The following is a 19,045-nucleotide window of genomic DNA, read 5'->3' as shown; positions in this document are numbered from 1 at the left end:
GGTCACTTTATGCACTATTGAAAATGATCGTAAACCCTGATTTTAAAAGGTCGCTTATTTTAAATCCCAATCTTTTCAATCTCAGCTTCTCAGCACATACTACAGCACAAATAAGAGAAATATACACACTGAGGAAATTGTCATCCAGTGAAGAAAAGGAGAGCCCGATCAGTAGGCTTTTATTAAGCAGGCTGGAAAATCAAATTTTCCTGAGTATTAATAAAAGTATTATTGCCAGGATATATAGTGTACTTGATCGTTATTATACTATTAACAAAAAATACCTGAGCATTAAACTCACCATTTATATAATCATTATATCAATATTTTTATGCCTGACCGGATATCAAATCTCCCCCATGGGATATGAAAAATCACATGAATTCATGATATTTTATTTTACCAAAATTATTCCATTATTTTGCATCTTAATCGTCCTGCTTTTCCCCTGTTCATTCATAGTACTGGCGTTAAATCCAGAGAAAAACAATCACCTCTTTCCAGAAGGACGATCTGAACATTTCTGTAGTTCACTAATTATATGTCTGTTAAAACCGGTGATCGTTGTTGCATGGATGTCGCTGGCAATTTTAACAGCAAACGCCATTAAAGATTACATACCGGGTTTTACGCTGGCAGAGATAAGCTTTAATTATGTCGGCCCGGATTTCTCTTTAATTCTATGGGCGCTGATTATTATACCGGCTATGAATATATTCATTTACTATGATGAAAAGCCATGCAGCTTAATAACATTATTGGTCTTTCTGGCTGTTTTACTGGCCTTGTCTTTATATAGCATTTTTGGGCTTAACCCGTTTTATGCATCAATCGCAATGGCCCTGGCCATTGTTATCTCAAACGGGTTCTTTATAGATCGGCTTTGGCGTTACTGGTTTAAAAAGGATATTGAGTTACTGGATTAGATATAAAGGAAATTTTGTTTTACGTAGGGTCAGGATTAATTCCTGACCGGTTTTGCGGTGGGGTATAAAACCCCACCCTACAAACAATAAAAGGGAAATATTATGTCGATACTAACCGAAAACATGAAGTTATATAATCCATTTGTAAACCGCCATATATTTGGTCAGGCTTTTATATTATTTACTATACTTCTCACAGCCTGTATATTTGGAATTTGGTCGCGATATTATGTTAGAAGCCCTCATATAATGGTAACCCTAGTGATATTTTACTTTCTATGTTCAATGATGGTTTTGGGCACATCAATCGCCAGGGTGCAACTGGAAATACTTACAAAACCTTTTTCATACTGCATTCCTGATCAACATAAAGGAATAAACAAGGTAATTTTTCTGATCGGGATTCCTCTTGATCTTCTTTATTGTGCACTATTGTTCTTTATAGTTAAGCCCACAGGATTAATCGGGATTAATTTTTTTTTAATGGCATTTTCCCTTGGTCTTATAGTTTTTCTTATCGCACTATGGTATCCCTTCAATATAAAAAATGAGCATAAAAAATACATCATGTGCCTGTGCATAATAATCATGTTCTTCATAGTATCTCGTACTAGATATATCATGACGATTTTTATATTTTCATTTCAGGATTTTATATCCTACAGTACCTTGCCGATTATTGTTGCAACAATCTTTCTATCGTTTGCCTTGTATCGTTTTTTTGCAAATAATAATTTCAAAAAGAAATATCTTTCAGGAAAAAATACAATATCCTTTGAACCTATTGATCCGCGATTCAGGGAACAGGCGAATGAAGCGCTGTCTCTAAGCAGGCTTTCAGAAAAGGTTGAGAAGGATAATTTGTTTAAATGTTTATTTTTCAAGAAGATTCAATACTTAAATCATTTGAGTAAAATGCGATCAATCATTAGTAATCTATTCTGCCAGATTGACCGTTATATAACCCTTCACGAAAAATATTTAAGCATATGGTTATTATCCGGATTCACTTTCCCATCATTGGCATTATTACTGTTGGGTTATGATATGAGAGATTTTTTTGATGGATCATATGAATACTTGGTTGGGTTCTTTATTATATGCCTTCCCTGCTATTTGATAACCTCAATATTAGCTCCTGTATTTAATAACCATCTGCTGACCCAGGGTCGCACTGAACAATTCATAAATAATGTAACCATCTTGATCATACAACTTCTTGTTTCCATATTGTGGTTTCTATTTATAATTCTATTATCAAATATAATTGGTGGTAACATGCCGGTAATAACACTGTCAGGCATAAGAATGCCTTATAAAACCATTGAGATATCATTTATCTTCTGGCCTATGGTAATTATACCACTCTTTGATATCTTTAAATATAACAGCAAAAACCCTGATATTGGATGGATAATGCTTGGGCTGTTTTTTATACTGGGAATACTTGGTATTGTTATTATTGTTGCTTCATTAATAGATAAGTTAGTAGCTTTTATATTTATATTTATTTGTATCATGTTCGCTAACGGTGTCTTTATTAACATGCTTAGAAACCGTTGTATAAAAAAAGATATAGATTTGTTCATTTAGAATATTTGCACAGGTATCTGTACATGTAGCACATAATAATGTGCAATTTTATGATTTTCTTTAATTAGTTTTAAAAATATCTATCGCAGAGAACTTGAAGTAATAGTGGATATATAATTTTCCAATATTATCTTCTCCGTGTCCTCAGTGTTCTCCGTGGTGAAATAGATATAATTTTTCATTGAGGGATGATTATCTGCCCTCAACAGTCTTACTGGCATCAACATTGCCTGCTTGAATTACTTGCTTAAAAAGCAAACGTCTTAAGTCTTTCAACTGTTTTTTTGATTTATGTATTTTTTACTATGAGGTGGATCATGTTTTATTCTATGCGGATTTACAAACTGTGTTTATTGTTTTTTACCATTGTGATTCTTTTTCTGAGTTCTAATGTTTTTGCCTCTGATCAGAAAGATACACCAACGCTGAGCGAGTCTGAACTCACATCCATGATTAACAAGGCAGAGCCTCTTATAGAAGAGGTTACAGGCAGGAAATTTAAAAAGAGGATGAAACATGAGATTGTTGACAGGGCAAAGCTTTATGACACCCTTAGAAAAAGCGGCTCTTCATTATATAAGAAAAACCTGAAGAATTTTGATGGTGAGACTATTACCCGCCAGGTTGAAGCAGAAGCAAGTATTAGCAGTCAAAACATATCAGGGCTATATTTATTAAGAGAAAAAGCCCTTTATGTAACGCCAAGCAATATTGCATCTGCCATGGAATCTCTTCAGGTAAAATCAGAAAATTATCATGACTTTGTTTTCCTGGTTGTTGTCCATGAAATGGTGCATGCACTTGATGATCAATATTTTAATCTCTCAAAACTATACATTGCCACAAAAAATACAGAAGAGTATCAGGCATTAAACAGCCTTATTGAGGGGAATGCTGTTTATGTATCAGAAATTATTGCAGACAGGTTAAATATACCTGAATCCACAAGGTCATTTTCAAAAAAGGTCACATCAGAGTTGTCTGAGGCACAAAAAACTTTCTCACAGCAATATATCAACGGTTATGAATTTGTTGAGGCAATTATCAATAAAAATGGCAAGAGCGCAGTAGAAGCTGCCTTTAAAAACCCGCCAGTTACTACAGTACAGATTCTTAACCCTGAGGAGTATTTAAACCCTGTAAAAAGGGCAAAGGTAGATTATGTAAAGCTGTTAGAAAAAGTGACAATGGATACCACACCAGAATCCATGAAGACACAAACAATGGCCCTGGGCGCTATGGACCTTAATAAATCTCTTATATTAAACGGTATTACAAGAGATGAGGCAGGATTGATTACAAAGGATTGCCTTACCGGATCAGGCTACCATGCGGTAAAACCGGTTGCAAAACCAAGGTCCATATCCATTGAGATCTACAATTTCAGAAAGAACGATTCAGCATTGAAACTTAAAGAGGCTAATCTTAAAATTCAGGAATCAAAGGTTAATCAGGCAAAGGCAAGCCTTAACACAAAGCTAAATATCATAAAGGAAGAGGCAATAAAACTGGATGGGTATGACCATATATTATTCAGAGAGTCAGAGATGAAAAAGGCAAAGGCCATTACAAAATCCATTGAAGTAACAGGTTTAATGGGCTGTAATTATATCTCCCTCAGGTATGAAAACATGGAAGAGATAACCAGGGGAGATGCAATGAAGGTGTTGAATCTGATTTACAGTGAATACATTAAGTTGAACTAGAAAAGGAGAAAAAATGACAGATAAGAATAAACCCCACTTATTAAAGGCTTTTATCAAATGTCTGCTGATTTTAACCCTGGGCATCGCTATTTCAGGATGTAAAATTGTAGATTCAAAAAATTCAATAGATGAAAAGACTGTAGATGAAATAATCAGCAAGGCAAAACCTGTTATTGAAGAGATAACAGGCCGCAAATTCAAGTCAGAGGTTGAATATAAAATTGTGAACCGGAATGATTTCCAGAAAATCCAGACAGAAAATATGCTAAATGAAATAAGAGAATGGCAGAAAGAGATGGGTGAGGATATCATTAAAAGGATGATAGAAAGGAGTTCCCAGCTCAGGAGCCAATTCTACATTGCCAGACACCTGCATCGTAAAAAGACTATTTATATAATTCAGAATAACATAATCCCGATAAAGGAGTTATATGAAATAAGTAATGAAGATCTTCCTGATTTTCTTTTTATTGTTATAGCCCATGAGATGTTACATGCACTTGATAACCAGCACTATGACCTGGCAAAATTTCTTTTTGAAGGGCAAAACAGGGAGGAGGTTGAGGCGCGTGGCTCGGTTATAGGCGGAAGCGCTGCATTTGTAACCAGGAAACTGGCTGCGAGATTAAATATTTCGGAAGCATTATATAAAAAGTCACTCATGCTCGATATCTGCATGAAGAATGAAGACGACCCCATAGCTAATGAAACATTTAACCGCTATTATGTTAAGGGCGAACAATTCATGCAGGCAATAATTGATAAAAAGGGTATGGAGGCATATGGATCTGCATTCCTGTCACCGCCCCGTTCAACAAGAGAGATATATAACCCTGCAGAGTACCTTGATCATATTAATTTACCTATTTTTGATTGTGAGGAACTTATAAAAAAGGTTTCAGTTACACTGCCCAAGAAAGAGGGTATGCGTTCGCAGACATCAGTCTTTGGGACTACCACAATAAAAGGATCACTTATAAATGAAGGAATAAATGAAGAAGATGCCACCTTTATAGCAGATAACTGCTTGATCGCTGCATCTCACAGCTCAATTTTACAAAGTATTGACCCTTCAGTAACCTCATTAACAGTGATCAATTTAAAAAAAATGGATGTTGCCAAAAAATATTCTGAAATAATGGGACTTATTGATCAGTCAAAAGATGAACAACAAAAGGCAAGGCTTAATACCACCTTAACCATTATTAAGGATGAAGAGGTTAATATTAAAGGTTATCAAAGCGCCAGGCTGAAAATCGCAGACTTAAAGGTAGATACAAAAACTATGCGTAAGATAGTGGTCAACGCTATTTTAGATAATCTCTATATCTCCAGTGAGAATTTAAACATGGAAGAATTAACCGAGGATAAACTAATTGAAGTTCTGAAGCTGATAAATTCAGAATATCTAAAAATGAAACAAGGGGAGAAAACCTCAGCGCTTTGATATTATGTAAAGCTATGAGGTTAAGATGGATTAAATGCGTTTTTCGTAGGGTGGCATTTTATATGCCACCTTGTAGAGACAAGGTATGCCTTGTCTACAAAATTTCAGGTAGGGAATATTTCATTATTATTGATATAGAATTCAGAACAATTTTTTCTAACGTTGAGACAGGTTTTAAACCTGTCTCAACAAAATAGGAGGATAACATGATCAAAATATTTAAGCTTTACAGTTGGAGGATAATTACCTTTGCTTTTCTAATGTTACTTTTCAGTATTTCAAGTTTTGCTAATGATGCCAAATCAACCCTGACAATAAGTGATGATGAAATAAAGGCTATGATCCAAAAGGCTGAACCGCTTATTGAGGAGGTAACAGGAAGAAAATTTAAAAAGAGAATGAAACACAAAATTGTCGAAAGGGCTGTACTTTATGAGACACTAAAGAAAAGTAATTCTCCTCTTATTAAAAAGGTTTTTAAAAACATAGACGACGAGACAATAGCCCGTGAGCTTGAAACAGCGGCCAGTGTTACGAGCCAGGGTATTATGGGGTTATATCTGCCGCTTAAAAAAGCTTTTTATGTAACTCCGAGTAATATGGAATTGACTATGGAACAATTCCAGGTAAAAAAGGAAAATTTATATGACTTTGTTTTTCTGGTTGTTACACATGAAATGGTACATGCCCTTGATGATCAGTATTTCAATTTGAACAAGCTTCAAAACAGCAGGAATAACACTGAAGAATTACAGGCCTTAAGCAGCTTCATAGAGGGACATGCTGTTTATGTGACAGAAATAATCGCTGATAAATTAGAGATACCTGAAACAATTCGAACCTTTTCCAAGAAAATTACAGCAGATATGTCCGACACACAAAGACTTTCATCAGAAAGATATACAAAAGGCTATGAATTTGTTGAAGCAATAATAAAGGCAAAAGGAACAGCGGGAATAGTATCGGCCTTTAAATCGCCGCCTGTCTCTACAATACAGATACTTTATCCCGAAGAATTTCTAAAACCATCAGATATCGTCAAAATAGACTATGCGAAACTCCTTGAAACTGTAACTAAGGGCATTGCGCCTGAAAATATGCAAATCCAGACAACGGCCCTGGGGGCTATGGATTTGAGAAAATCACTTATTTCAAACGGCATTACCCAGGATGAGGCATCTGAAATTGCAGTGGCCTGTGTTACCGGCTCTGGTTACCAGGCAGTTAAACCTGTTGTAAAACCCAGAGTCATTTCCATACAGATCTATAAATTTAAGGACAGTGAGACTGTTAAAAGACTGAACGATGCAAAGCTCAAAATTCATGAATCAGTAATGAATCAGGCAAAGGCAAGTTTGAACACATCTATAAAGATCATTAAGGAAGAAGAGTTAAATATTGAGGGATATGATCTGATAAGGTTCAGGCAAATGGAATTGGATAAGGTCGGCTCGATAACAAAATCAATTGATGTTACCGGATTAATGAACAGCAACTATATTTCTATTGAATATGTAAACATGGAGGACAAAACACAGGATGATGCAATCAAATTACTTAATATGATTAATATTGAATACAAGAAGATGACGAATGAATTAACAGCAGGGCTGTAAATAAAATACAATTCAGACTAAACTTATAAACACACAGAGGAGAAAAAAATGACAATCATCAGCAAACAGTTACCAGTAATTTTTAAATTTTGCCTTATAATGGTTACCATTTGTATTATTATGGCAGGATGTAAAACCACTCAACCTGGTATGCAGACCCAGGAAGTATCAAAAACGACAAATCAGGCAATCTCAAATAAGGCTTTGAAAGAATATGCAGAGAAAGCAGAGCCATTGATTGAAGAAATAACCGGTCGGAAATATGACAAATCAAAAACAGAATATAAAATAGTAACTCGCGAAGAACTGCGAAAAGTAATGATGGAGGAGGAGCTTCCAGGGGCATTAAAGATGGGCCAGGGGATGGGAGAAGATATTATAAAGCGACAGCTTGAGACATCTACGCAAAGCAGAAGCCAGAACTATATTGCACGATATTCCAACATGAAGGATATCTTATATATTATCCCTGAAAACATAAAACCGGTCAGCAGCTTTATTGAGGTAAAGGATGAGGATTTGAATGATTTTATATTCATGGTAATTGCCCACGATATGGTTCATTGTCTTGATGACCAGTATTATGACTTTATGAAACTTATAGGGAAATGTGATGGAAGAGAGCAGGTAACCGCTTTAGGCGCTGTAATTGATGGAAGCGCAGCCTATGTGACTAAAGAGATTGCAAAAAGATTAAACATACCTGAAAGGACATATGTAAATGCAACGAAATCAAGCCTTACGATTAAGGATGAAACATCAGGCGCCGGGAAGGAATATTATGACCTGTACTTTACCAAGGGTGCTTCATTTATCAAGGCTATTATCGATAAAAAAGGGCTTGAAGGTTTCAACATGGTATTTATGTCACCGCCTGTATCCTCTCGACAGATTTATTATCCTGAAGAATATCTGAATCCTCCAGCTATTACCGGGATTGACTGTAAAAAACTGCTTGAAACAATAAAAGATAAGTTACCAACAGAGGGTGCACGTTCAAACATAAACACACTTGGGACATCAACACTGCAATCTGCGCTTGTGACCCAGGGAGTCGATAAAGCAGAGGCTGGCGAACTGGCAGAGAGGCTGTTAAATGGAATCACCTTTACAGCAATTAAACCTGCTATTAAACCAAGCATATTGTCACTGGAGATCCTCAACTTTAAAAATGGAGAGGATGCACAAAAATATTATTCTTTTTTAAAGAAAATGCAAGATGCAAGTCAAAATCAGATCAAGGCACAGTTGAACACATCCTTTGATATTATAAAAGATGAGGAATTAAAACAGGATGGTTTCAATCTCTTAAAATACAACGAGATTAAGATAAAGGCCCAGAATGATGAGGCCATTACCAAGAAGATGACTGCAATAATAGATTCAACCTCTGTAGTAATCGGTTATGTGAACATGAATGATCAAACAATGCAGGATTTACTGAATATCATGAACCTTATTTATTCAGAACAACATAAATTGAAACAGATATGATTAATAGTTACTCATAAAATAAAGGATAACAAAAATGAAAAAGATTTTATTAGCAGTATTTCTGGTATTTGCTTTTTGTGCACAGTCACAGGCTGAGTCTTCTGTCTGGAAGGTTCAAAAAGGCGATTCAATAATGTATGTTGGTGGTACGATCCATTTATTGCGACAATCTGATTACCCGCTCCCCCAGGAATTTGACAAAGCCTACTCAGCATCTGACATGCTTGTTTTTGAAGTCGATCTGGGAATGGCAAACGATCCATCAGTACAGCAAAAGTTACTCTCAAAGGCCATGTACACTGATGGCACCACTGTTGATATGCATCTGTCTGCTGATGTATATCAACTGCTCAATGAACACTGTTTATCAAATGGCATCCCTATTGAACAGCTAAAACAGTTTAAACCTCAGATAATAGCTGTATTGATGGATACTATGGAGCTTGCCAAGCTGGGTGTAGCGCAGGATGGTGTTGACATGTTTTTCTATAAGTCCGCCACAAAGGACAATAAGGCTATTGAAGGGCTTGAGACCATAGATGAACAGATAGATTACCTTTTGGAAATGGGAAATGGTCATGAAGATGATTTAGTCTCTTACACAATCTCAGATTTAGATTCCACAAAAAAGAACTTTGAAATTATTGTGGATTCATGGAAACGAGGTGATGTTGATAAACTTGACAGGCTCATAATTGGTGATATCAGGACAGAGATGCCTGATATTTATAAAAACATTATTACTGACAGAAACAATAACTGGATGCGGGTGATCGAGAAGTATTTCGAAAACAATAAAACCGAGTTTGTGATGGTCGGAATGGCCCATCTGGTTGGTACTGATGGGATAATCGAACAGATGAGGAAGAAAGGGTACAAAGTCGAAAAGCTGTAAAATTGAATGAACAAGGGCAGGCACAGAGGCCTGCCCCTACATTACGCTATGCACTCTGCCCTATGCGCTTTGCGCATTACCTCCAATCATCTATTGATGCGCTTGAGTTATAGCTAAAATCCCCTGCCTGCCAGAAGAGGTTTGTTCCGCCACCAACTGACAGTATAGTAATTTTGGAGTTGCTTGAAAACTGCGGGATATATTCATCCCTTGGGAGCTTCATCCATGAGGCTATAGGCTCCTGCCCCATCCTTCCCATTGGCAGCACAAAATTCTGAACCGCATAGTATTCATCAAGCCAGTCTCCCACCTTTACCTTGCAATTCTTCTGTATCCATTCAATAAGCTGTTCCTTTGAGTTGAACCTCTCATTATTTTTTAGCTGGTGTATGATATTGGGGTCAAGGAGCAGTGTAGCTGATGAAAAGGGGCTAACAAATTTAAGCCAGAATGGTATCTGGGGGGCAAATGCCTTTTCCATGCTCTGATCCGGGTGCGTAAAACCCCAGCCTATAAATGTGCTTACAGTGCTTTCAGAAGGCTTGAAACCCTGCTGCACATGAAATGGTTTCCACCCTTCCGGGAGTTCCTCTTCGTTTTCCGCAAAGCATACATTGTTATAGTTCAGGTTATTTCCCTGGCTCCCCATATATGTTTCGCCAACCTTACCGGATGCGCTCAGGTTTATTGATAAAAGTGTCCATGCCCTGCCTATAGCTGCATTTGCCTGATTGAACGGGCCAAGGGCGCCTATACCTGAATTCATCTTGATCTCGTTACGTATGGGGCCATTAACAACCACCATTGCTGCAAAGGATGTTGTAGATGTTGAAAGAGAGGTCATGCCTGTTGATGCAAGCGCAAGTATAACAGGAAAATGTTCCGGCCTTGCCCCTGCCATAACAGCATTTACTGCCACCTTTTCTACTGTATAGCTCCACAATTCATGGGGTGATGATGGCTGCATCTTTCCTACAATCTCATCTGGGTCACGGCTTGTGCCCTGAAGCATCTCCTTTACCCTTGCCTCTGTGGGCAGCACAATGGGGAGACCGTCTGTCCAGCCATTATCAAGAAAGAGATGGTGAAGGTTTTCTTCAGTATCGGGCGCTACTAACCTCTCAGAAGGTCTTTCAATAGAGCCTGTCTCAGAATCTTCTTTGCTTAATGGCACAGTAATGGCATCTATAATTTCCTTTAACACTGGCTTCCCTGTAACAGGATCATTGCCTTCAAGGTAGTTCCTGCATGTTTCAGCAGAGGTGCCTGCGATAGGGTGAGGCACAAAGGTATACCGCATATTGGCCATCCCCTTTTTAAATATATAGGTCTTAACAAGGTTTTCAAACTTTACTGTAACGATTGGGGCAGTTGGGACTCCAAGTTTTTCTACTGTCCATGAGTGGCCGGCGACCGACGGCGCACAGGTGCTTCAATGGCCCACAGCCATGATCATGGCGTGCCCCTTTTCCTTTATCTCTTTCCATAAGTCAGGGTCATCATTAAAATATGTCCCTATCTTGGTCCTCAGTTCCCATTTTGTTTTAGGATACTTTGCCTTTAATATACCCTGGAGTTCTGTTAAAAGCTGGTGCGTGGCAGAAAAACCAATATCAACAATATATATAGTCTTACCATCCAGATTCGTGATCCTTGGCGCCATTGGCACCTTTTGTATGGCAGGCGGCTGACCCAGGGGGTTATATACAGTTATTTTGGCTGGTTCTGCTGCCTGAGATATACCAGTTAGGGCCAGTACCATAAACATACTATAGAGTATTCTTTTTATCCTGCTGTTTATATGCCAGTTCAAGAGACTCCCTCCTTATTTTATAGGTCTAAAAAAAGATTTCCTGAAAAATGAATCATTGCAAGTATATGCAATCAACCCTATCATGTCGAGTAAAATAACCTTTTGGCACATTTAAGTTTATATCAGGTACCTTATTCAGAAACCTTTTATTCCCTGGCGGCCTCTCAGTCCAGGATAGGCAAGATATGTGAAAACCCTTCGGGAAAGTGATCCTGAACTGGCAGGGAGATGACCCATATCCAGTTCTGGATCGGTTAACGCCTACTTATGATTTATCTCCCCTGCTGTATTTTCATATGCCTTTAAACCTAACCTCAGTACAATAACACCAATTGCGGAAGCAGCAAAACCCACTATCACTGCCGAGGATCGAACCATCAAAGGATCTTTAAACACATAATCGGTCAGGAACCCTACTGTTGACATGCCGACAGGCCCTGATACCAACCCTAATATTAGAAAACATAATGCGGTAATCTGGCCCCTCATCTCATTCGGTGAGATGGATTGTAAGGATGCCGGCCCAAGCCCAGCGGAAACGCCACCAAAGAAGATAGTGCCCCCCATGCAAAAGAGCACCCATAATGGTTTGTCAACTGCATGGGCAAGGGCCACAGGAATAAGGACAAGGGATTCGGCAGCCATCATGAGCTTTATATAAACCGCCTTTTTCCCTTTACTAATAAAATAGTTTGCAAGGGTTCCTGAAATAAGGAGGCCTAAAGACCCGAAAACAAAAAATGTAATACCTGAATAGGTGCCAATCATGGCATTGTCCCAGCCATAACCTCTCCTTGTAAACCAGGCGACAGTCCAACCCAGCATGGCCCCGTTTGTCATTGCGCCAAATGTAGTGCCACCAATTATTGATCCATAGGTCTTCCAGTTTTTGACTACATACCTGATTGTTGAGTTGAAATTAGCAGGTCCGCTTTTCTCTTTGCGTTCGGGCTCCTTGACGCTCAGCATTGCCAGTACTAAAAATATGCCAGGAACCCCTACCATGATAAAGGATAACTGCCACGGTTTCACATGCCCAAGAATGGGAACGTCTATCGGGCCCATATTGAAAGCATACTGGGAAACTACTCCGCCAGCGATATTGGAAACAAGGGTCCCGAACATAATGGCATTTGATAAGACATTCAAGGGCAGACCACGCTTTTCACGTGCGAAATAGTCTGCTACAAGAGAATAGGCACATGGCACCAGGCATGCCTCTCCTACGCCAACACCAACCATTGAGAAAAACAACTGCCAGTAGGTGGTTGATCTGCCGCACAGAACTGTCATACCGCTCCAGAGGGCAATACCAATAATGAGCTGAACACGGCGTGAATGCGAATCAGCAAGCCTGCCAAAGGGTATACCCATAATGGTATATACTATTGAAAATGAGAGGGTCGAAAGAAGGCTGAATTGCAGATCATTAATCTGCAGATCTGCCTTTATTGGTTCAATCAGAAATGTGATAATCGCCCTGTCCACAAAGGCCAGGGTATAGGAAAAGAAAAGTACAATCACAACATACCATGCATACCCAAAGGAAGGATAACCGGAATTTTTTGTCATAAGCGATGTATTACTGGACGATGATGTATTCATTCTTTATGATACCTCTCTAAAAATTATTTATGAACCTGATAATGCTCTATATTCTATTTCTCTTTCGGTTTAAGCTGCGTGTCAATGATCTCCTGTATCCCTTTTAAAGAACGATCTCTTATAATTCTGCCATTAATGAATACTGTAGGGGTTCCCCTTACACCTGCCTTTTCTGCATCCAGCATATCCCTGCTGATCTTAGCCTGAACCTCTTTCGAGTTCATCTTTCTTTCAACTTCTGCAGGATCAAGTCCTAAATCAGTGGCAATTTCACGTACCAGGGTATTATTCATCTGCATTGTATCTTTATAAAGCCTTTCCTGAACCTCCCAGAATTTTCCCATTGCATCAGCGGCAAGCGCCAGGCTTGCCGCCTTTCTTGCAAAATTATGAGAGGATAAGGGAAAATTTTTAATAACAATCTTTAATGTCTCTTTATTTTTTTCGATCAACTGATCGTATAAAGGCTTAAGCCTTCCACAGTATGCTCACTGGTAGTCTGTAAAGACAACCATTACAACCGGGGCATCAGCCCTGCCAATGAAGGGCGACCCCTCTATGTTGATCTCCTGTACAAATTCCACAAGAATAGTACGTATTTCTTTATCTTTTTTATTTTTAAGAATCAGGGTATTTTCGTCCGGGCCGCATATGATGCCCTCTGTGTTTTTACCAGCATCTATCTTACCCTTAAGGTTATAGGCAGAATCATAAACATGGATGACCCCATCTTCTGTGAGGATGAAGATATATGACCCCCTTGATGACATAACTACATCCACAGGTTTTTTATCAAGGTTCATTGTCTGTTTTGTCTGCCACTCAACCTCTGCCCATGCTGGAAAGGTTAAGACAAGGCAGATAAAAAAACCAATTATTGAATATTTTTTCACTTCATCCCCCGGACCTATTATTTTACAATCTGGATCTTGTCAGAGAGGCCATCTTCATAACTGCTCCAGCCTGAATTCATACCATATGGGCTCCTGAGTGTTATTGCCTCTATGCGTCGGATCTTGCCCTTCTCAATCTTGAAGAGTTCTGCTACCTGCCATGTCCAGGGCTCTGCCGGCCCTGCAACCACATTCCTGCCATCAGGCGTGGTGAAGCGGCGTGATTTACCTGCCATATGGTCGAAGAAACAGAATGCAAACACAATTCCATATTCACGGTCAACAGCAACAAAACGGCGGTCACGGATGCGTGATACAAAATGAATAAGCCCGGATTCAAACTGCTCTTTGCATCCCCAGTGGGAAGAATAGACTGTCTCCTTTTTGGGGTCAGGCATCGATTGACCCGGGGCAAGGGGCACATTTGTTGCCCTTATACCTACCTCATAGCGCTCGCAGTCATCTGTAAAAGGGTATGTGCCTGTGCCATCCACACCCTTGCCATCATTTTTCTGCATACCGGTAAAATAGTAATTGGCAACCTTTATCATCTCTTCACGGGAAGGCCTTTCATTCTCAGGTATCACATCAAGAAAAATGGGATGGGGATTACCCAACTCGTTTCCCATTTTTTCTATATTTTCTGCGGTAGATGGGGGGGAATCCTCCTTTACAGGATTAAGGATATTGGTATCAGGCCTTACAACCAGTTGCTCTGCCTCGGTAATAAGGTTATTTTCTATCTTGAGCCTCAGGGCAATGGCCACAGGACGGGGCGCATCACCCTCTTTCTGGGGTTCCTCCCTGGCTGTACCTAAAAATGCTATCTGCTGTGTCTCCACATCAGGAACATAGAACTTATATGTGCCCTGCCCCACCATGCTTGCCCAGAGGCCTTCACTCCCAAGAGGCAGGCGTATACCATTTTCAGTAAATTTACAATCCTTTGAAAACAGGGTATCCCACGGGTCATTAACAAGCATTGCATACATATACTGATCAACAAATTTCTTGAGGCATTCTCTGTCGCAGGGTTTAGCAGCAGAAGAATCGCCTGTATCCTGCGCCAGGCACAAACCTGACATAAAAAACAAAAATAAACTGAGTGATAATATCAGCAGTCTTTTTCCCATTTTATTCTCCTTATTTTACTATCTGTATCTTATCAGACATCCCATCTTCATATGTGCTCCAGCCGGAATTCATGCCATATGGAGAGCGCTGTAAGATAGCCTCTATGCGGCGAATCTTCCCCTTTTCCACCTTGAACAGCTCTGCCACCTGCCATGTCCATGGCTCAGAAGGTCCTTCAACCGCGCTTCGTCCATCAGGTGTTGTAAATTTACGTGTATCCCCGGCAGCATGATCAAAGAAGCAGAAGCTGAAAACTATCCCGTGTTCACGGTCAACAGCAACAAAGCGGCGGTCACGTATGCGGGTCACAAAATAGATCAGGCCTGATTCAAACTGCTCTTTGCATCCCCAGTGGGATGAATAGACTGTCTCCTTCAGGGGATCAGGCATCTCCTGCCCCTCTGCAAGTGGAACATTTGTAGATCTTCCACCATTTTCATACCGCTCACAGTCATCTGTAAATGGGTAGCTTCCCGTGCCGTCTACCCCCTTTCCATCGTTCTTCTGCATACCGCTGAAATAATAATTGGCTGTCTTTATCATCTCTTCCCGTGTTGGCCGCTCATTCTCAGGGATGACCTCAAGAAAAATGGGATGTGGGTTGCCCAGCTCTTCACCCATCTTTTCAATAAGTTCAGCGGCCGAAGGACCTCTTTCAGCTCCAGGATTCAGTAGATTACTCTCAGGCCGTATTATAAGCTGCTCTGCCTCGGATATCAGGCCGTCTGTTATCTTAAGCCTTAAGGCAATTGCAACAGGGCTGGGTGCAGCCCATTCGGTTTGGGCCTCCTCCCTTGCTGTACCGAAAAAGCCGATCTGCATAGTCTCTATATCAGGCACATAGAATTTGTATGTGCCCTTGCCAACCATGCTGGCCCAGAGCCCCTCCTCTCCAAGGGGGAGTCGCACGCCATTTTCTGTAAATATGCACTCCTTGCTGAAAAGGGTATCAGACGCGGTTTTAGCCAGCATCGCATCCATGTACTTATCCACAAACCCCTTTAGACAATCCTTGTCACAGGTTTTTACTACCTGAGTCTCAGTGGGTTTTTGTGTCTGGGCTGGCTCCTGATTCTGGCATGAAGTAAAACATAGTAAAAGAATAAAGATTAAGGCTGGTGATAAAAATATCTTCCGCATAGGCTTCTCCTCTTTAACTTGTTGATTGGAATTGTTTATTGGGGGTTGAGTATAGGAATATTGCCTTTGCGTGTCAAAACAATAATTTCAGGGGTGAAAATATACTTTTTCATAAGAAAATATGGGAAAAGACAATACGTTAGAATATATAGATATCCCTCAGCGCTATCTGTGTGTTGCATAAATAGTTTATCATGTCGCCCCGATGGTGCTTTTAATTAATGTTCATAAAAGCGACATATAACCAACTATTCCTCTTTCAAGACATAGATCTCATTGCAGAAGAGGCAATAGATACTCATTTTCTTACCTGGTCAAATCGTGCCTTTATTGACTTAAGCAGATTTCTGGCCCAGATGAATTCTGTAGCAAGCACTGCCAGTCCCAGGGGGATTACTATAAATGCCGGCCCTGGCAGCACAATCATGGCAATGCCAGCGAGTAAAATCGTAAAACCTATCACAATTACTATAAGTCTCCTGGCCTGCTTTAATGTATGGATTATTATTTGATTCATTATTTTCCTAAATAACTTCAGCAAGCTTAAACTATTTTTACCTGTTGCGCAATTACCTTATATCAGTAGGGGCGGACCTGTGTGTCCGCCCTGAAAAATTTATGTTCCCACCCTGAAATAGCCGTTATTACCGCCTCAGACGGGCAGACACGCGGGTCTGCCCCTACAGGAATCTGAAAATCAACGAAGTTACATTCCATTCAATCCGGGCACTTTTTCACACAGCGGTGTCGCTCTTTAATCTTTTACTCCGTGTTCTCCGTGCTCTCTGTAGTGCAATATTCTATGCCTGCTTCTCTTTGAACAACTCCCCTATTCCGCCGATGCTGCCCAGTATCCCTGCTGTTTCCATTGGTAAAAATACCTTAGTTGCTTTGCCGTCAGCGATCCTTGGAAGCGCCTCAAGGTATTTGATAGCAATAAGGTCATTAGTCGGGTTACCCTTATGTATGGCGCTGAACACTGTTTCTATGGCCTGTGCCTCACCCATTGCAACCGTGAGTTTCTGGTATTTATCTGCATCAGCAACCCTCTTTATGGCCTCTGCCTCACCCTCTGCATTGAGGATCTGAGATAGCTTTAAGCCTTCAGCCTCAAGTATTGCTGCCTGTTTTTTACCTTCAGCCTCAAGTATGGCTGCCCTTCTCTCCCTTTCTGCCTTCATCTGCCTGTGCATGGCGGTTGTAACGTCCGCAGGAGGCTCTATCCTCTGGAGCTCCACCCTTGTAACCCTGGCTCCCCATTTATCAGTTGCTTCATCCAGCACCTGCCTGAGCTTATTATTAATTATTTCCCTTGATGTCAGAGATTCATCAAGGGCCATATCACCAATCAGGTTTCTAAGGTTTGTCTGTGCAAGCTTTGTAGCAGCAAGGTAAAAATCGGATATATTGTATTTAACCTTAACAGGATCAGTTATTTCATAATAGACAACTGCATCCACTTCCACCGCAACATTATCCTTGGTGATAACAGCCTGGGGCGGCACATCCACAACCTGTTCCCTCATATCAACCTTGGTAATAGAATCAATAAAGGGTACTATTATGGTAAGCCCGCTATCAACAGTTCGCTGATATTTCCCAAACCTCTCTATCAGACCCTTCTGGTATGGAAGCACTATCCTTGTACCCATTGCCACAACAAAAATTACAACAATCATAATAATGATAAGTCCTGGAGTTAACATATCTTATCCCTCCTTTTTAAAAGGTTTAACTATTGCCTTTGTCCCGTCTATCCTGATAATCTCAATTAATGTGTTAACAACTATTATTTCACCATTTTCACTCATTGCCCTCCATTCATCTGTACCTGTCTTCACCCTGCCTTTCCCGGCTATATTATCTATCTCTTCAATTACATAGCCGCTCTGTCCTATAAACCGGTCAGCGCCAATGCCTGGCGGCTGATTAACAGTTACCATTTTGGCAAACCTGCGGCCAAAGACAAACAGGATACCTGATAAAAGGATAAATACAATCAACTGCGCAGTAGTCCCCACACCAAGCATGGCGAGTATTCCTGCCGCTGCTGCCCCGATACTGAACCATAACAGAAAAAACCCTGCTGTAAAAATCTCAGCAATAAGCAGGACAGCGGCCATTGCTATCCATATCCACCACATCTCCATATGCATTTTTCACCTCCTCTATTTATGTTAATTCGTGCATGTAATCGCCATAAGTGGTGTAGCGATCGCTACAAAAGATAAAAAATATGATTTTTGTGCGATACAGAAATGTTTTTTTTATAAATCTGTAATCCAATTAATTGGCCGGTCAGGGAGGTACCGGAAAGAATTCCCCTTTGCCTGTATGAATGACTTGAAATGGGTATAAAGCTGCTTTTGTTCTTTAAGACTGTTTCGTGCCCTGTTTATTGCAGCCGAAACAGCCTTGCGGTCTGTCTCACCCCTGTCAGATATCTTTCGTGATCTTCCATGTATATCAATATTTTTCTGCAGGTAATCATCTATAAAATCAAGTGAGCTAATTAACTGCATCCGCTCTTCAGGGTCATCAAAACCATCTGTTTCCTTTTTTTCCTGGAGCAGATCTCTCATCTTTTTAATATTTTCAAGAGAGAGCCTGTCAATTACATCCTCAGGGGCCATATTACCAGCGCGAGTCAGATTTTCAATGGAGAGTTGTTCGTCAGACATACTGCTATACAGAGCCTTTCCTGAACCATTGATCCCTGAAGAGATATTTTTAAGATCAGTGCAGGATATCCATTGATTCTGCTTGATCAAAAGGTTTCTTAT

At 40.0% G+C, this 19,045-nt stretch carries 19 protein-coding genes; 7 read left to right on the top strand and 12 right to left on the bottom strand.

Features of this window, described 5'->3' with window-relative positions:
- Window positions 1–575: 575 nt before the first annotated feature.
- The 7 genes from GX654_07720 to GX654_07690 all read left to right on the top strand — a co-directional run bounded on the left by GX654_07720 (window position 576) and on the right by GX654_07690 (window position 9,677).
- Window positions 576–926: a hypothetical protein gene (locus tag GX654_07720; GenBank protein ID NLD36739.1), complete on the top strand. Its 351-nt coding sequence runs from the start codon at window positions 576–578 to the stop codon at window positions 924–926.
- Window positions 927–1,028: 102 nt separating this feature from the next.
- Window positions 1,029–2,519, top strand: a complete 1,491-nt coding sequence (locus tag GX654_07715) for a hypothetical protein (GenBank protein ID NLD36738.1) — start codon at window positions 1,029–1,031, stop codon at window positions 2,517–2,519.
- 317 nt (window positions 2,520–2,836) lie between these two features.
- A complete protein-coding gene (locus tag GX654_07710; GenBank protein ID NLD36737.1) occupies window positions 2,837–4,225 on the top strand; it encodes a hypothetical protein in 1,389 nt (462 codons plus the stop codon).
- Between the two features lie 13 nt (window positions 4,226–4,238).
- On the top strand, window positions 4,239–5,672 hold the full coding sequence (locus GX654_07705; GenBank protein ID NLD36736.1) for a hypothetical protein: 1,434 nt from the start codon (window positions 4,239–4,241) through the stop codon (window positions 5,670–5,672).
- Window positions 5,673–5,878: 206 nt separating this feature from the next.
- Window positions 5,879–7,288, top strand: coding sequence for a hypothetical protein (locus tag GX654_07700; GenBank protein NLD36735.1), 1,410 nt, complete (start codon window positions 5,879–5,881; stop codon window positions 7,286–7,288).
- Window positions 7,289–7,336: 48 nt separating this feature from the next.
- Entirely contained in the window at window positions 7,337–8,782 is a 1,446-nt protein-coding gene (locus tag GX654_07695; GenBank protein ID NLD36734.1) for a hypothetical protein, read from the top strand.
- A gap of 34 nt (window positions 8,783–8,816) precedes the next feature.
- Window positions 8,817–9,677, top strand: a complete 861-nt coding sequence (locus GX654_07690; protein ID NLD36733.1) for a TraB/GumN family protein — start codon at window positions 8,817–8,819, stop codon at window positions 9,675–9,677.
- Between the two features lie 76 nt (window positions 9,678–9,753).
- On the opposite strand, the gene GX654_07685 is transcribed toward GX654_07690, so the two are convergent.
- The 12 genes from GX654_07685 to GX654_07630 all read right to left on the bottom strand — a co-directional run bounded on the left by GX654_07685 (window position 9,754) and on the right by GX654_07630 (window position 19,033).
- Window positions 9,754–10,977, bottom strand: a complete 1,224-nt coding sequence (locus GX654_07685; protein NLD36732.1) for a hypothetical protein — start codon at window positions 10,975–10,977, stop codon at window positions 9,754–9,756.
- A 132-nt stretch (window positions 10,978–11,109) separates the two neighbouring features.
- Complete coding sequence (locus GX654_07680) at window positions 11,110–11,490, bottom strand: hypothetical protein (protein NLD36731.1); 381 nt, start codon at window positions 11,488–11,490, stop codon at window positions 11,110–11,112.
- 261 nt (window positions 11,491–11,751) lie between these two features.
- Window positions 11,752–13,095 (bottom strand): MFS transporter, encoded by a 1,344-nt coding sequence (locus tag GX654_07675; protein ID NLD36730.1) that lies wholly within the window; start codon window positions 13,093–13,095, stop codon window positions 11,752–11,754.
- A 53-nt stretch (window positions 13,096–13,148) separates the two neighbouring features.
- Window positions 13,149–13,547 carry a thioredoxin domain-containing protein gene (locus GX654_07670; protein NLD36729.1) on the bottom strand — a complete coding sequence of 133 codons (399 nt, stop codon included), beginning with the start codon at window positions 13,545–13,547 and terminating at the stop codon, window positions 13,149–13,151.
- Window positions 13,548–13,583: 36 nt separating this feature from the next.
- Window positions 13,584–13,988, bottom strand: coding sequence for a hypothetical protein (locus GX654_07665; GenBank protein NLD36728.1), 405 nt, complete (start codon window positions 13,986–13,988; stop codon window positions 13,584–13,586).
- Between the two features lie 17 nt (window positions 13,989–14,005).
- A complete protein-coding gene (locus GX654_07660) occupies window positions 14,006–15,121 on the bottom strand; it encodes a hypothetical protein (GenBank protein NLD36727.1) in 1,116 nt (371 codons plus the stop codon).
- A 10-nt stretch (window positions 15,122–15,131) separates the two neighbouring features.
- Window positions 15,132–16,262, bottom strand: coding sequence for a hypothetical protein (locus GX654_07655; GenBank protein ID NLD36726.1), 1,131 nt, complete (start codon window positions 16,260–16,262; stop codon window positions 15,132–15,134).
- A gap of 298 nt (window positions 16,263–16,560) precedes the next feature.
- Complete coding sequence (locus GX654_07650; protein ID NLD36725.1) at window positions 16,561–16,779, bottom strand: hypothetical protein; 219 nt, start codon at window positions 16,777–16,779, stop codon at window positions 16,561–16,563.
- Window positions 16,780–16,841: 62 nt separating this feature from the next.
- Entirely contained in the window at window positions 16,842–16,979 is a 138-nt protein-coding gene (locus tag GX654_07645; GenBank protein ID NLD36724.1) for a hypothetical protein, read from the bottom strand.
- A gap of 83 nt (window positions 16,980–17,062) precedes the next feature.
- Window positions 17,063–17,968 carry an SPFH/Band 7/PHB domain protein gene (locus GX654_07640; GenBank protein NLD36723.1) on the bottom strand — a complete coding sequence of 302 codons (906 nt, stop codon included), beginning with the start codon at window positions 17,966–17,968 and terminating at the stop codon, window positions 17,063–17,065.
- A gap of 3 nt (window positions 17,969–17,971) precedes the next feature.
- Window positions 17,972–18,418, bottom strand: coding sequence for an NfeD family protein (locus GX654_07635; GenBank protein ID NLD36722.1), 447 nt, complete (start codon window positions 18,416–18,418; stop codon window positions 17,972–17,974).
- Window positions 18,419–18,529: 111 nt separating this feature from the next.
- Window positions 18,530–19,033 (bottom strand): hypothetical protein, encoded by a 504-nt coding sequence (locus GX654_07630; GenBank protein NLD36721.1) that lies wholly within the window; start codon window positions 19,031–19,033, stop codon window positions 18,530–18,532.
- Between the last annotated feature and the right edge of the window lie 12 nt (window positions 19,034–19,045).

The organism is Desulfatiglans sp. (assembly GCA_012513605.1).
In the GTDB taxonomy this organism is placed as follows: Bacteria; Desulfobacterota; DSM-4660; order Desulfatiglandales; family HGW-15; genus JAAZBV01.
Note: the sequence above shows the minus strand (reverse complement) of the source record. Positions and strands in the feature narration are given on the sequence as shown.

Excerpts from the sequence above, each read along its gene's own strand:
- GX654_07655 (NLD36726.1), bottom strand. The coding sequence starts at position 16,262 with ATGCGGAAGATATTTTTATCACCAGCCTTAATCTTTATTCTTTTACTA.
- GX654_07650 (NLD36725.1), bottom strand. The coding sequence starts at position 16,779 with ATGAATCAAATAATAATCCATACATTAAAGCAGGCCAGGAGACTTATA.
- GX654_07720 (NLD36739.1), top strand. The coding sequence starts at position 576 with ATGTCGCTGGCAATTTTAACAGCAAACGCCATTAAAGATTACATACCG.
- GX654_07710 (NLD36737.1), top strand. The coding sequence starts at position 2,837 with ATGTTTTATTCTATGCGGATTTACAAACTGTGTTTATTGTTTTTTACC.
- GX654_07715 (NLD36738.1), top strand. The coding sequence starts at position 1,029 with ATGTCGATACTAACCGAAAACATGAAGTTATATAATCCATTTGTAAAC.
- GX654_07685 (NLD36732.1), bottom strand. The coding sequence starts at position 10,977 with ATGCGGTATACCTTTGTGCCTCACCCTATCGCAGGCACCTCTGCTGAA.
- GX654_07635 (NLD36722.1), bottom strand. The coding sequence starts at position 18,418 with ATGCATATGGAGATGTGGTGGATATGGATAGCAATGGCCGCTGTCCTG.
- GX654_07645 (NLD36724.1), bottom strand. The coding sequence starts at position 16,979 with ATGGAATGTAACTTCGTTGATTTTCAGATTCCTGTAGGGGCAGACCCG.
- GX654_07660 (NLD36727.1), bottom strand. The coding sequence starts at position 15,121 with ATGGGAAAAAGACTGCTGATATTATCACTCAGTTTATTTTTGTTTTTT.
- GX654_07675 (NLD36730.1), bottom strand. The coding sequence starts at position 13,095 with ATGAATACATCATCGTCCAGTAATACATCGCTTATGACAAAAAATTCC.
- GX654_07640 (NLD36723.1), bottom strand. The coding sequence starts at position 17,968 with ATGTTAACTCCAGGACTTATCATTATTATGATTGTTGTAATTTTTGTT.
- GX654_07695 (NLD36734.1), top strand. The coding sequence starts at position 7,337 with ATGACAATCATCAGCAAACAGTTACCAGTAATTTTTAAATTTTGCCTT.
- GX654_07700 (NLD36735.1), top strand. The coding sequence starts at position 5,879 with ATGATCAAAATATTTAAGCTTTACAGTTGGAGGATAATTACCTTTGCT.
- GX654_07690 (NLD36733.1), top strand. The coding sequence starts at position 8,817 with ATGAAAAAGATTTTATTAGCAGTATTTCTGGTATTTGCTTTTTGTGCA.
- GX654_07705 (NLD36736.1), top strand. The coding sequence starts at position 4,239 with ATGACAGATAAGAATAAACCCCACTTATTAAAGGCTTTTATCAAATGT.